The sequence below is a fragment of the Psychrobacter sp. G genome, assembly GCF_000418305.1.
Classification (GTDB): domain Bacteria; phylum Pseudomonadota; class Gammaproteobacteria; order Pseudomonadales; family Moraxellaceae; genus Psychrobacter; species Psychrobacter cryohalolentis.
In genome coordinates this window covers 1,641,250-1,656,768 of sequence record NC_021661.1, presented here as the reverse complement: position 1 = coordinate 1,656,768, position 15,519 = coordinate 1,641,250, and the positions used below count along the sequence as shown (strand labels likewise).

The window sequence follows — 15,519 nt, the reverse complement described above, 5'->3', positions numbered from 1 at the left end:
ATGGATAATATTTTTCAGAACTACGCTTCTTTTATTAGTGAGCAGAAAACTTTTTTTGAATCAAACCTCTCTAAAGATTTCCATCATAATTGGGACAACGATGCCTGGAATATAGGAACATATGGTACAGGGTGGTTAAAAGGAAGTGGCAAAGGAATTTTAACTTTTGACAACATTAGTGATCGAATGAAAGGCATTAAATCTAAAATAATTATTAATAGTAAAGAATATAAAGATTTTATGAAATCAATCATTGTTGCTATTTATCGCAAGAAGCAATCTATATCTACGACTGTGGCAGTTGCTAATCTAATAATATTAAAACGTTGGTATAACTCATTGCTAGAATTAACAGATAGAAAGCATCCGATTTACTTAAATACAGAGGTTATCCATCATGCGATGGACTTGTATACCATCTCATCTAAAAATAACGATTCTAATGTAGCTGACACCTTAGGCAGATGTGTCAGTTTACAAAACCTAATAAATCGTTATGCCTTTTGTCTAACCCCATTGAATTTCCAAAATAGTACAACATATTCAAATAATTCTAATTACACAAGAAAAGCAAAGGAGCTACAGAACCTTAAAGAACAAGATTTTATTGATGATAAAAATATTGAAGATAAGCAGAAATTAATTACTATTGATACGTTTCTGAACATAGTTAATCTGATTCATAAATGTGAGGACCGTGGTGAAAGAATTTTATTAAACTTAGTTATCCTACTCATCATTACAGGCTTTAGATCCATTGAAGCTATCAATTTAAGAAAAGACAGCCTTATTAGAAGAGAGATTGAAGACTTAGATACCAAAAACAGATTAATAAATAAAGGGTTACGCCCCTACTTCCTAGGAATTAAATATATTGGTGCTAAAGGTGCTGGCGAAAGAATTCACTGGTTGGAGCCTTCTTCAGTACCTTTGGTCGAAACTATTTTTGATACTGTTAAAGATTTGACACAACCATTACGTGAACATCTGATTTACTTAAGAGTTAATAAATTTTCCAGTTATTTACCTAAAGAAATTGAGCTAATAAATTCTGATTTTGTGGAATTAGACGATATAGATAGATTTATAATTGGCACAAAATCAGATAATAGAGGCCGAGGGGGGCGTCGTGATAAGGTACGTAAGACGTTAAGGAATGCTAGGTTAATTTCTATAAAAAAAGATAGACAAGAGTTTTTTTCGAAAGCAAATCTTAACGAATTCGTCGCTCAAAGCTTTATTGACGATCAAAATCAGACTACTAATCTATGTACTGTTGTATGGAATACTAATCAGAAAAATAATAAAATCCCTTACGAAGATTTACTGTTTATTCATGCTCGCGGGTCTACCAATATTCGTAGAACATTAGTATATAAATCGACTCCTATACCATTTGACAATAAAATAATAAATGATTTTTTAGGTGCTAGTAAATCTGTATCTATTTTCCAGAAATACGACTTAAAGGAATCTAATAGTGATTATACAAGATTGACAAGTCATATTCCTAGGCACAATATTAATACCTTTCTTGCTATAGCTGAGATAGCCGACCATTTACAAGCTATGTTGATGGGCCGTATAGATATTACTCAAAATCAGCACTACAAGCATTTAGCTATTGAACACCTTAAAACTGGTGCTTCTGTCTTACCCTATACTATTCAAGAAGATAGAACAATAAATGATGAGTTGTCTGAGCTGACACCAATTGAAGTAATTAAAAGAATAGGCTCTATTCATTTATCACAGAACTTAGACACTGAATTAAATCTTAAAGCTAATTTACACACATTCGATAATAAGTATGAAAAATCTAATTTTATTAAGATGTCATTTCAAGAAGATCTTTTTGAAGATTTAAAAGCTGCGTTTGATGATATTGAAAATGATGAAGGGAGTTCTGCAGCAGAAGAAATGATTTTTAGACATACTAATTTACATCCATTAAAACTTGGATCTTGCACTTATGATGTTGGTTTATGGAGCTGTCCATATGGAGTGAAATGCCAAAGCGGAGAGTCTTGTAGCCACTTCACACTCACTGGGCGAGCTGATGAAATATATAAGATAATTGCTTTAAAAAACAAATTAGAGCGACTTTTAATTGAAGCAGAAGAGATAGTTTTATTAAACCCTGAGCGTAAAGGGGTTCTTAAAAAAGTAAGTAACCAGTTAGATCACGTTATACATCTTGAAAAAGTTACTAAAAAATCTCTTTCAAATAAAAATACAATTAATATCTATGCTGGAACCAATAACAAAATTGAATCTAGGCATATTAGCACTTTAGCCGATCTATTTGCGTTTGAACATCTTGCTCAGAAGGAGTTAAGCAAATGACATTACGTGGTAGAGCATTAGATGATGCTATTGAGAAGGAATTACTTACCATGTTAGAAGAAGGCTTCGAAAATTCGCCTATCTCCCCTTCGGCGTTACATCAGAGATTAGTATGCAAAGGTATAATAAGAGGCGGTTTAAGCACTTTAAGCAAAAGTACATCGCTTGAACGTCACAATCTAATTTCATACTATATAGACAAGCAATTAAGTCCTTTAAATTTAAAGAATAAAGAGAAGCAGCAGTATATTAATGGGAGAACTCGAGAGGCTTTTGTTTCACAGAATGCTAGGTTAAAAGAGAAGATCGCTAATCTCGAAGATAGACTTTCTGAAAATACAATGACTTTAATAGCAATTATTAAAGAGGTTAATAGTAAGACATCAGTTCGCACTGAAAGAATTATAGCACCTCATATTATTAGAGAAATGAGAAATAAAGACTAAATAGGTTTAGAATAAATATATTTAAGATACTAACAAAGACCTAAAAGAGCCTTTTCTAAAAAGTGTGTAACTGCTTATAATTCACTAACCGGAGAATAAGCAATGACTACTCAATCTGACCTTAAAAAACTGGCCGAGCAAATGGCTGGTAGCATGAATAGCTTCGATGACATCAAAGACTTTCAGAAGCAGCTCATGCAATCCTTCATCGACACTGCCCTAGAAGCTGAGATGGAAGAACATCTTGGCTACCCTAAGCATGAAAAAGCAGACAAACCTATGAAATCGTCGAAACCATTAAAGAGCTTTACGATGTAGATATCTCAAGCAGCTTGGTTTCAAGAGTCACTGACAAAATCTTAGAGGACATCACCGCTTGGCAGAATAGGCCGCTGAGCAGTGTTTATCCTATTGTCTACCTAGACTGCATTGTCGTTAAAGTCCGTCAAGATAAGCAGATCATCAACAAAGCCATTTACTTAGCGTTAGGTGTCGCTCTTAACGGTAAAAAAGAGCTGCTTGGTATGTGGCTATCAGAGAATGAGGGCGCTAAGTTCTGGCTAGGGGTTCTCACTGGATTGCAAAACCGCGGGGTACAAGACATCCTAATCGCCTGTGTCGACGGTTTAAAGGGCTTTCCTGATGCCATCAATACCGTTTACCCCAATGCTCAGGTTCAGCTGTGTATCGTGCACATGGTGCGCTATTCAATGAAGTTTGTGCCTTGGACGGATAAGAAGGCCGTAGCCGCTGACTTAAAGGCCATCTATGGCGCTGATACGCATGAGATAGCAGAGGCCAATCTTGAATCCTTCGACGCAACATGGGGCGATAAGTACCCACATGTGGTCAAGTCTTGGCGCAATAACTGGGAAGGCTTAAAAGTGTTCTTTGGTTACCCTAAAGACATCAGAAAAGCGATTTATACCACCAATGCGATAGAGTCTCTAAACAGTGTGATTCGAACGGCGGTGAATAAGCGTAAGGTGTTCCTATCTGATCAGGCGGCATTTAAAGTGGTGTACTTAGCAACCCAGCAGGCATCTAAAAAGTGGTCGATGCCCATTCGTAACTGGACGTCTGCCCTTAATCGCTTTATGATTATGTTTGATGACCGTATCAGTAAGCATTTAATCTAAACGGCAGTTACACAGAATCTGGGATGATCTCAAGAATATACTTAGCTTTCAACATACTATCATTACTACAGTAAAGAGGAATCTATTCTTTCTAATGATTCAATTATTTCTTTTACAGTAATGTGATCAAATTCTTCACGATCCTCTTCTTCATGAGTACCTTTGTTTAGATAAGCCCAATGTAAACCACCTTCATCCTTACCCAGACCAAGCAGTAAGTCGAGACTTATAATTATTTCATCTTTATTTGGAACATCTACTTTAGCTTTTTTAATTTTAGAACATATATTTGCAGCTAATGCGTTTAAATCCCAAGGTGCTTTAGGGTTTCGTCTAACGACACTGATAGCCGGATCCCTTATATGACAATTGTTGCTGTAGTGCCACCATGCTTTGTCACATAAGTATTCCAAAGCACGACGCGATGACATTAAGGCATCCTTATACTCACCATTAAAGTATAACTCCGATGCTGCTAGAATATAATTTTTAGGACGATGTTTAGAGGTGACTTGTATATGATTTTCACCTTTTTGACGTAAGAAAATATATGATTCAGTTTCTTCTGCAGCTTTTTTTCCAATAGTCTGATGTATATCTTTGAAAAACTCTTCGCCATGGCACGCTAAAATAACTTGTTTATCTTTGAAAAAACTATCTTTAAATAATGTCTCACGAATAGCCTTCCGATGTTCATCATCTATAGAATTTACAGGATCATCAAATATAATCAAAGGGCAATTATTTTTAATATTTTTTGCGAGTAAGATGGCTAAACCTAAACACCTAATATGTCCTTCGCTTAGTACATGTAATGCATCATGTTTCTTAGCAGGTGTTGTTTGGAAAGATATTAATAATTTTTCATCTTGTGCAAGTGGTAAATCTATCCTCCCGATCATCTCCTCAGGCTGATCGTATCTATTAAAGGCATTATATAATTTAGTAGTCATGTCACCCAAATCTGCAACTAAATCAATAGGTAAGTTATTCTTATAATCATTTAGAGATATAATCAATAAGTTGTAAGATTCAGCAATCAGAATATTATTAGCTATCACTTCTTTTTCTGAGTTAACATCTTCGATTAATTCAGCATTATCTTTTTCAAATTTAGCTATAAAATCATCAGCTTTTTTTAGTTGCTCATTAATATTTTCTTTATTCACTTTAAGTTTTATTATTTGATTGGATATAGCCCTTATTTTCTCTAAACCGTTGTTATTTATTCGTTTTTCTTCTAATTTCTGAGTGATCTTTGAATCTTCTAACATTTGATTCTTTATTATTCTTTCTATTAAGACTATTGGTGCATGAGCACTAGAGTTGGAATTTTCTAAGCTATGAAACCATTCAATATCTAATTCTGAAGAATTTTCCTTTAAATATTCTTTTAAAAAATCATTATCGGAATAGTTATCACAAACTGTAATAATACTATTTAACTTTACTAGTGAATCGCTAAGTGTCTTTTTTTCAAGATGTATTTCATCTTGAATTCTGGCAAGGTGCTCTAATTTTTCTAGCTCTAGAATGGCATTAGCAAAGGGATTTCTAGTCGATAAATTTATTGGAGTCTCACAAGCAGGACACTTATCAGCGCTTTCATCTTGCAATACACGTACTGATTCATACAACCTTTTATATGAAATTTGTGTTGAGTTGTCTATTAACTCCTGATTATTTATCATAATTCTAGAGTAAGCATTTCTAATTTCTCGTCGAACGCTATTCATAGAGTCTAGGTTCAGGTTAGATTTAGATGTTATAGGCTTTTGAAGCTCTGCTTCGATACGACTTATTTCCCCACTACTACCCTGTTTTCCATTAAGCTCATCATCCATCTGCAAAAAGGTATAACCGTCTTTATATGTTCTAGCTAGGCTATTCTCATCTTCTTTTATTTTTTGTAGATCAGCCAGATACTGATGTCTATTTCTAACATGAATGTCAGTTTCTCGCTCTTTAACTCTCAATTCCTCTGCTTTTTTCCCAACCAAGTCTATATATTTCTGATCAATTGCTAATGAAAAACCTTTTACAAAATCGTTAAATGCATCAAGACCAAATAAGGTTGAGGTAAGCTCTGTTTGCTTAGCTGGTAGCTGAGCTGCTATACGTGAGAAGCTATCAATACGATTTCTTTCAATAAAACAAAACTGGTAAAGCTCTTGGTCAAATTCTATTTCTATTTCTTCGTCTTGATCATTACGACCTAAAAGAATGGGACGAGTAAAGCTTTCTGTATGGGCATTTTCAAAGTATTTATCTTGATTTTTAAATCTCTTGTTATCAGCCTCAGCAACACTTCCAAGTAACCCATATTCTAATGCTTCGCAGAAACTCGTTTTCCCAGTCCCATTAGGACCGTATATAAGAACTATATTGCTATCAAGAATCAATACCTCTTCTTTAGCAAAACCCCGAAATGGACCCACTTCTACAGAAACTATTCTCTTTATAAGTGGATTAGCTTTAGAACTACCTTTTGGTGATTGTGAGATTTCATCGGATAACTGATTCCAGCTTGTAACTGTTAGCTCTACTATTTTTCTTACTCGCTGACCTTGATGCGTGCCCAATAACGCCAACTCATCAAAATTAGCGAGAATTAAATTAGCCATCTTTGATACATTTGGCGCTGCAGTTAGTTTTATAGTGTTCATAAAGCGTAAGTATTCGTTTTTAAGCATAATTTCCCTCTTAATCAGAATCATCCTGATTTAAACTTATATGCAAATGATTACATAATAAAAGTAGTTCTAGCAGCAAATAAAACATTAATATCCTGAAGGTTTTAACAGTCGGTGTCAGCAGACACCTTTAAAAAATCAACCCTAATATTCTCCATGTTCAAAAATTTATTTATCATTTTAGTTTTCATTAGCTTGATTGTTGATAACCAAGCTTTGAAATAGCACTCTAGACATTAGTATAAAAACGACATAAGTTTCAATTGTTAAAAACCGTATAATTATAACTAAACCACTCTATTCTTCTTAAAGTTCTCAGCCTGCTCAAATATCTCTTTATAGACCTCTTTTGAATCAACAGGTGGATAATCCCATTCATCAAGCAATATCATCAAATCAAACTGTAGTTCCGCTTTGATATCATCGCGCTTATTCCAGTCAATATACTTAGCTTTATCATCGATGAGCTTTTTAACCTCTTTGGACAGCTCAACCAGCTTATCTTCTGGATAAGTAAAATCGTATTTATGCGCCAGTGACAGCAGAATGTCGTAAAACGCTTTTTCTTCAAAGTCGATACCCATTTCACCAAACGATGCCATCTCAACCCGTAGCTCGTTATATAGCTTGATGATCTCATCAGAGAAATCACCAATGACTTCAGCGCGTAGTATGTCTTGCTCGTCACGGTCGTTATACTTCTCAACGAGCGCATTCATTTTCTTACTGAAATCAACACCCTTTACCTTGTTGGTCTTTTTCAGCTCACCAATGGCTTTAGCCAGTAGTTGTTGTAGTAGCTCTAGCTTGGTATTCGGCTGTTTAATCACTTCAAGCTTGGCCAGGTAGTCTTCATCGAAGATATCGATCTCACCGTCGGTGTTATCACCCAGCTTAAAGATCTCTTCAACGCCATCACTCATCAGTGCGTCTTTCACTAGGTCACGTACCTTTTGGTTCATCTGCTCGACGTCAGGTGCGCCGCCAGTAGTGATTTTAAAGATGATGGTACGAATGGCTAGGTAGTAATGAATCTTGTCTTTATAAGTCTTGGTGAGCGCTTCACTGCCCACGCAAATATCATAAGCAGACTTCAAACGCTTGGCCAAATCCATAAAACGCTTTTCTAGCTTCTTAGATTGCAACGCAAAGTCAGCCGCTGCATTCAAGCAATTGAGCTGCTTTAATGGCGTGCCGTTAAAGTAAAGACTAGAGTCAAACTTATGATAGACGGTATCTAGTAGATCCAAATGGTCTTTGACCACCACGACTGACTTTTGAATATCGTCTAGGTTTTGAACCTGACCGCCTGTGTAATACGAGAGCGCCAGATTCATCTGCTTTTTGATGCCGATATAATCAACCACCAAGCCGCTTTCTTTGCCTTCAAACTTACGATTGACCCGTGAGATGGTCTGAATCAGGCTATGCTTTTGTAGGGGTTTATCTATATAGATGGTATCTAGAAACGGTACATCAAAGCCTGTGAGCCACATATCAACGACGATGGCGATCTTAAAGTTAGACTTGCTATTTTTAAACTGACGATCTAGCTCTTTGCGGTAGTCTTTGTTACCCAGATTGTCCCACATGCCTTTTTCATCATCTTTGTTACGAGTTATGATCATCTTGACGCGCTCCATGGGCATGACATTTTTCTTGTCGCTCTCTGACAAGGTTGAGCCTTCCTCGCATGCTCGCACTTCATTCCATTCAGGACGCAGCGCTATGATGTCTTTATAGAGCTGATAGGCAGCTTCACGGCTGCTACAGACAAACATTGCCTTGCCTTTTTGCGTCGTACCCTCTTCTACTCGCGCCTCATAATGCTGAACAAAGTCTTCAGCAATGGCTCTTATGCGATCAGGGTCACCAAGAATGGTGGACATACTCGCCATGGCTTTTTTGCTTTTCTCTATCTGATACTCATTGGTGCCAGCGTCAGCACTTTCTTGATAGTATTTCTCTACTTCATCAAGCTGCTTACTATCGAGTAGTACTTTGGCAGCACGGCCTTCATAGACGATACGTACCGTGATTTCATCGAATACCGACTCAACCATGGTATAGCTATCAATGACTGGACCGAAGACATCAAGGGTGGCATCAATTGGTGTACCTGTGAAGCCGACGTAAGTAGCATTGGGTAATGAATCATGTAGGTACTTAGCGAAGCCGTAGCTCTTTTTGACACCGTCTTCGGTGACGGTAATTTTTTGCTGTAGATTGATTTGGCTACGGTGCGCTTCATCTGAGATACAGATGACGTTGGTACGCTCGGTCAGTAGGGCTAAGTCTTCGGTAAACTTATGAATGGTGGTCAAGAACACACCGCCACTTCTGCGACCTTTTAACTGTTCGCGCAGATGCGCTCTACTTTCGACACTGATGATATTGTCATCGCCGATATAGGTCTTAGCATTGGTAAAGGTTTCAGACAGCTGACCGTCTAAATCGGTGCGATCAGTGATTAAGATAATGGTTGGACTGCCAAGCTCAACGTCGCGCATCAGCAGACGTGCTAGAAACAGCATGGTAAAACTCTTACCACAGCCAGTGGCGCCAAAGTACGTACCACCTTTACCGTCACGTAAGCCATTATCGTCAATTAAGTTGCCATGACTATCGAGCTGCTTCATGTGCTGCTTAATATTGTCGTATAGCTTGGTGGCAGCATAATACTGCGGATAACGACAAACGATTTTTTCTTCCTTGCTTGATTTATCAGGTACATAAATAAAATTGCGAATAACATCAAGCAAACGAGCTTTATCAAATAAGCCGCTCATCATGGTCAGTAAGGAATGGATACCGTCTTTCTCTAACTTCTCATCGCCTGTCACTTTGCGCCAAGAGTAGTAGAACTCATAAGGCGCAAAGAACGATCCCATCTTTGAGTTGACCCCATCGCTAATGATACATAGGGCATTGTATTTAAACAGCTCTGGAATATCGCGCTTATAGCGAGTGGTCAGCTGGGTATAGGCATCAAACATAGTGGCATCTTCGCGGATGCTGCTCTTAAACTCAAACACCACCAGTGGTAGGCCATTGATATAAAGAATGCCATCAGGAATACGCCACTCAAAGCCTTGTATCTCCATTTGATTGACGATGCGGTAGCGATTGTTATCGAGTGCTTCATAATCAATGAGCTGGATGTATAAGTCTTTTTGGGTATAGTCCTCACGCTTCAAGAAAAACCCATCAGCGACAAACTTCATAATGGCTTTGTTGGTATCGTAAAGGTCGGAGGCAGGAAGGTATTCAAGCTTATGAATGATAGAATCAATCTCATACTCTGTAATCAAGTCATCTTTATAACGGGTCGCTAGAAACTGTCGAAGATCAGACTTAATCAGCACATCGTCAAGATTACGGTCGAGTGCTTCACCTAGCGTATGTGGATAGCCCTCAGCAGATAGTAGCTCGATAATGGCTTGTTCAAGCCTGTCTTCGGTGAATTTCAACTATAAGTCCTTTTTTAGATAAATAGAGCATCTTTCAATAACATTAGTAATCGCTTACGGCAATGTGAACCCTACAAAGCTGCAAAGCTGGATGTCGTCTCATAAACTTTTTTTACTGGATTGAACTTCATAACGAAGCTTTTATTAACGAAGTTAGGACGCTCAGGATCATCAGGAGGTATGCCTTTATAAGTCAATATAATGGGATAATAAGCAGCGTTTTCAGGCATTACTTTAACGATCCCTTCATAATTATAATATAAAGGGGAATCTTCATCGTCTTGACCGTCATTATCTGAACCAGCATCACCCAAAGCATAAACATTAATAAAATCATTCTCAGGCAGGTGTAGTACTGTCCACCAACTGTTCGTTTCGCCAAGAGTCATATAACCGCTCTTAAAAACACTGCCTACTAAGTTTGTCCCTAACAGCTGTATAGTTTTTTGAATGTCATTGTCCTGAAGGTTCATTGTGCCCCATCTGTCATAAAAAGCTACGCTCTCCGGTGTTCTGCTTATCAATTGAAACTGTCCATTATTTAGTCTTTTAAAACTATATAAATCTGCCTTTGAGCCGCAAGATTCACAGTATTCAGATGATTCATCATAAACGATAACCTTTTCAATGGTCACTAAATAACGTGGTTCACCTTTTGCGTTATCATAAAGTCCCATAGGATGCATTAAAGCAACTATTCTTGCTCCATTGCTGTCAACTTGACCTAAACCGATATTTGGCATCGATTCAATATATTCATCATTGACGGAGGTAGGTCTCATCTGACCACTATAAAACTGACGCATGACTTCTTTAAAGCTTAAGTCTTTGATTTTTACCTGAGCCATTTGGCTGACAGAAAAAGCGGGAGCGGCAGCTATTGCAGGAGTCGCAGATAGAACGCTTAGGCTGAGCGCCAAACTAAGTAAAAGCTTTTTCATGCTAAACTCCATTAATTACTATATTTTTGAGAGAAATATTTACTGTCAAAAGCTATATTATTTCATCCACAAGTCTGGCAGCATCTGGGATACACAACTCCCCTGACATTAACTTAGACAAGAGGGTATCGCGGAGTTTGGCTAATTCAATAGTCTGTAATGAACGAAGATTATTTGCGAGATACATTGGTTTTGCTAATTCCGAAAACTCTTCCATTAATCTTGATGAAGGTATTGCTACTGACCAGCTCATAATGGCTGCTTTATCACCGCGTGGCATCTTGGTTCCTTTTGATGTTGCAGTCATATAGTCAAAAAAGGAATCCTGATAAAGAAGATTAAATAAATATTCATTAGCTACAGAGTTATGAGCTTGAAAGCTCAAGACATCATTTGACCGACCACCGCTGAAACTAGCAAGCCATATTTTTTTGAAATATGGACGTATATTAGAGATTAAGGTTTGTCCTACAGAAAACTTTGGAACTTGATTGGTACTCGCGATATTCGCTGCATGAGAAATTCCTGACTTCTCTTTATTCATATTTTCAGTAGAAACATAGTTTTCTAAAGTGAGTTCTGATGTATTTATTTTGCCTTTTCCGTACGAGCAAATATCAGCAAGTATTCCATTTTCCCACCCCTTCGGAATCCAACCCATTTCTTCCGCAAACTCAAACGCATCAGGGAATAAGTCCTGAATATCTGAATTGTCTTTTTTCTCAATCTTCTTACGCTGTTCAGCACGTTCGATAAATTCATCAGGAATAGCATTACCAGCCGCCAGCGCATTATCAATCAACGGATCAAAATCAACAAACCAACTTTTAAACAATGCCTGTGCCATCGCTTCTAGCGTTTCATTCATTTGGCGGTTTAGCTCGATTTTGTCGTCTAAAGAACCAAGAATATGGGCAATTGCTTTTTGAGTATCCAAACTTGGTATGTTCAAAGGAACGCGCTTGAGTATTCCTGTATTAAGATTAGGCATAGTAGCGCCAACAGCGTGTCTGATTATCCATTCTTGATTTATAGGCGAACTTAAGTGATAGGTCAAGAAACGAGCATCTATGCTATTACCAGGTCTTACAAGTAAGCATCCAGTACCACAAAACATCCCTTCTTCAAGTTCAGTAATCAACGCTTTTCTAGTTACGTCACCTCGGCGACTGTATACGATATCGTTCTTTTTCACTAAATGCTTTGATAGTCTTTCTGCATCTTCTTTAGTTATTCTAGCTATACCAGATAAATCTATTTTATTATTGATAATATTAAGAGGCATAATTACTGGAATCCCCTCATCAACATAATCAGAGGCATGCAATTGGCTACCAAATGGTCCTGTCTGAATTATTCCATTGCCCAGCTTTACTATTTCTCCAAGAGTTGTTTTTACCCAATCACTCGCCATAACCCAATACCTCCAAGTTCTGACGAATGGTCGCATCTAGCTTTTCGGACTCTTGCATCTGTGCATATAGCGTTTGGCTTAGCTCCAGCATCTTAGTCTCAAACGGAATGCCATCATCTTCGATAGCTGCCGCCCCAACATAACGCCCAGGCGTCAGCACATAGTCATTGGCTTTGATATCGTCTAGACTGGCGGATTTACAATAGCCTGCTTCATCTGCGTAGGCTTCATAGCCGCCCGCTTCTTTCTCACCGCGCCATGCATGATAAGTCTTGGCAATCGCTTCGATATCATCAGTAGAAAACTCTTTATGCGTACGGTCAATCATCGCACCGATATTACGGGCATCAATGAACAGCGTCTCACCGCTACGGTTACGCAACCCCTTTGCCTTACTATCAGCTGACGTAGCTTGTTTGTCTTTACTGATAAACCATAAACACACCGGAATCTGCGTGGTATAAAACAGCTGACCCGGTAGCGCAATCATACAATCGACCAGATCGTTTTTGATGATTTGCTCGCGTATCTCACCCTCACCACTGGTGGTGGTAGACATCGAACCATTGGCAAGTACAAAACCAGCAGTTCCATGCTCAGAGAGCTTGGATATCATGTGCAATATCCATGCATAGTTGGCATTGCCCGTAGGCGGTGTCGGATACCCTGCCCAGCGTGGGTCATCGACCAGCTCATCAGAGGCGCGCCAATCCTTTTGGTTAAAAGGTGGGTTTGCCATGATGAAATCGGCTTTTAGGTCTTCGTGCTGATCTTTAAAGAAAGTATCGGCAGCCACATCACCCAAGTTGCTAGAGATACCACGAATGGCAAGGTTCATCTTAGCGAGCTTGTAGGTCGTGCTGGTGTACTCTTGCCCATAGATAGACACATCTTTGGTATTGCCGTGGTGACTCTCGATGAATTTGATGGACTGGACGAACATACCGCCCGAGCCGCAGCACGGATCGTAGATTTTGCCTTGATATGGCTCAACCATTTCTGCAATCAGATTGACCACAGACTTAGGCGTATAGAACTCACCACCGCCTTTACCTTCAGTTGCAGCAAACTTACCCAAGAAATACTCGTACACGCGCCCTACCGTGTCTTCTTCTGGATTACCGATAGTGTCGATGTTATTGACCACATCAATCAAGGCGGCAAGCTTACTGGCCGTTAAGCCTAGACGTGAGAAGTAGTTGTCAGGCAATGCGCCTTTCAATGATTGGTTGGTCTTTTCGATGGTACTGAGCGCCGTGTCGATTTTAAGCGCGATGTCTTCTTGCTTAGCATTCTGCTGGATAAAACTCCAACGGCTCTCCTCTGGCAAGTAGAACACGTTATCTTTGGTATAAGCTTGCACCATGTTGATATGCTTTTCATAGCCTGTATCGATCAGTTTTTGGCGCTGCTGCTCGAAAGTATCACTGATGAATTTTAAGAAAATTAGGCTAAGGACGATGTGCTTATATTCTGATGATTCGACGCTACCTCGTAGCTTGTTGGCAGCATCCCAAAGGGCTTCTTCAAAATTGCCATTGTCTGTTTTATCTTTTTTGTTCGCAGGTGTTTTAGCCATGTTTCTTTAATCTCTATTTGTGATACTTTTAATTTGTATGATGAATTGTGTTTAATTTTCATATGCAATACAGATATGATTCCGACTACCTTTACGATGTAGCCATCACTTTATAATGTTGAAAACAGCATCATTAATTTTGTTTGGTATTATACTATCATAAGAATGCTTGAACTCTATGATATACAAAGCGTCATTCCATCTTTGACTTAGACAGTTTTGATTATACTCATCGAGATATGCAAACTGATGTAAAGATACTTTTTTGCAGAAAAGTGATTAACTTGCTATGAAAAGTCTATTATTGGACTATAACGCAATGTTTAAAACCAACTATGGCGTAGACAGCAAATCCTTCCAAAATTACTACCGCGACCTTGCAGGGCGCGTCATTAATCAAGAAGTGGACTTACTGGTTGTCGTTGGCATGTTCTTGACGGGTTTTGATGCTACCAAGACATTTGGCCACATTGTGACCTTTCGAGACTTAGAAAAAGCGACCATTGACGCCATCACCTTGTTTGGTGATAGAAACACTAAAAACGTGGTGCTAGAGAAGAGCTATAAAGAATACTTAGAAGGTTTTACTGATATCGCCACAGGCAAAGCACGACGCGGTTATTTGGAAGTGGTCAAAGAGCTGCAACAACGCTTCCCTAACCCTGATGAGATTGTGAAAGAGTCTGATAAGAAGGACTTTGCTAAGTTATTCGGGGAGTATTTACGTGTCGAGAATATATTACAAAACTATGATGAGTTTGCAAGCCTAAAAGCACTGCAAGACTTGGATGTGACCGATGCTGACGCTGTTGAGACGTTTAAAGATGAGCATTACCTAAACGATGATGACTTAGCCGCTATGCAAGCTATTAGAGTGCCTGCTGAACGTACCGTACAAGATTACCGTTCTACCTATAACGATTACGTGATTGGTTACGTCGTGAAAAAGCAGCTGACCAGCAAGGAGAGTCTTCGATTGATTGGGACGACGTGGTTTTCGAGATAGATCTGCTCAAATCACAGGAAATTAATCTTGATTACATACTCGGATTAATTTTTGAGCATAATAAAAACACCAAGGACAAGTCTGCCCTAGTTGAGGAAGTACGTCCTTTGATTCGGGCAAGCCTTGGCAACCGTGCCAAAGAGAGCCTAGTAGTCGATTTCATCAATCAAACCAACTTAGATAGCATCCCTGATAAATCCAGCATTATCGATGCTTTCTTTAGCTATGCTCAGGTAGAGCAGCAACGTGAAGTGAAAGACATGATTGCCGCTGAAAACCTGAATGAAGATGCTGCTAAGCGTTATATCACCGCTTCTTTAAAGCGTGAGTACGCCAGTGAGAACGGCACAGAGTTAAATGCTATTTTGCCCAAACTGAGTCCACTGAATCCGCAGTACTTAACCAAGAAGCAAAGTGTTTTGCAGAAAATTGCGGCTTTCGTTGAGAAGTTTAAAGGCGTGGGTGGGAAATTTTGAGTAATCTAT

General features: G+C 38.6%; 7 protein-coding genes and 2 pseudogenes. 4 read left to right on the top strand and 5 right to left on the bottom strand.

What is annotated here, in order from left to right; all coding sequences use genetic code 11:
- The 3 genes and pseudogenes from PSYCG_RS06875 (at position 1) to PSYCG_RS06860 (ending at position 3,931) form a co-directional block, all read left to right on the top strand.
- Complete coding sequence (locus tag PSYCG_RS06875; RefSeq protein ID WP_020443542.1) at positions 1–2,346, top strand: hypothetical protein; 2,346 nt, start codon at positions 1–3, stop codon at positions 2,344–2,346.
- The gene (locus PSYCG_RS06870; RefSeq protein WP_020443541.1) at positions 2,343–2,792 is read left to right on the top strand and encodes a hypothetical protein; all 450 of its coding nucleotides are present in this window, start codon (positions 2,343–2,345) and stop codon (positions 2,790–2,792) included. Before PSYCG_RS06875 ends, PSYCG_RS06870 begins: the two co-directional genes overlap by 4 nt.
- A gap of 102 nt (positions 2,793–2,894) precedes the next feature.
- Positions 2,895–3,931, top strand: a pseudogene (locus tag PSYCG_RS06860) (IS256 family transposase).
- A gap of 65 nt (positions 3,932–3,996) precedes the next feature.
- Here the strand turns inward: PSYCG_RS06860 and PSYCG_RS06855 are convergent.
- From PSYCG_RS06855 to PSYCG_RS06835, 5 genes are all read right to left on the bottom strand, one after another.
- Entirely contained in the window at positions 3,997–6,624 is a 2,628-nt protein-coding gene (locus tag PSYCG_RS06855) for an AAA family ATPase (RefSeq protein ID WP_011513694.1), read from the bottom strand.
- Positions 6,625–6,911: 287 nt separating this feature from the next.
- The gene (locus PSYCG_RS06850) at positions 6,912–10,094 is read right to left on the bottom strand and encodes a type I restriction endonuclease subunit R (protein WP_011513693.1); all 3,183 of its coding nucleotides are present in this window, start codon (positions 10,092–10,094) and stop codon (positions 6,912–6,914) included.
- A gap of 71 nt (positions 10,095–10,165) precedes the next feature.
- Entirely contained in the window at positions 10,166–11,035 is an 870-nt protein-coding gene (locus PSYCG_RS06845; RefSeq protein ID WP_011513692.1) for a hypothetical protein, read from the bottom strand.
- Positions 11,036–11,087: 52 nt separating this feature from the next.
- Positions 11,088–12,449 carry a restriction endonuclease subunit S gene (locus PSYCG_RS06840; RefSeq protein ID WP_011513691.1) on the bottom strand — a complete coding sequence of 454 codons (1,362 nt, stop codon included), beginning with the start codon at positions 12,447–12,449 and terminating at the stop codon, positions 11,088–11,090.
- A complete protein-coding gene (locus PSYCG_RS06835) occupies positions 12,439–14,028 on the bottom strand; it encodes a type I restriction-modification system subunit M (protein WP_011513690.1) in 1,590 nt (529 codons plus the stop codon). Before PSYCG_RS06835 ends, PSYCG_RS06840 begins: the two co-directional genes overlap by 11 nt.
- 304 nt (positions 14,029–14,332) lie before the next feature.
- Between PSYCG_RS06835 and PSYCG_RS06830 the strand changes: the two are divergent.
- A pseudogene (locus tag PSYCG_RS06830) lies at positions 14,333–15,510 on the top strand (type I restriction endonuclease subunit R, EcoR124 family); the annotation flags it as partial.
- Positions 15,511–15,519: the final 9 nt, after the last annotated feature.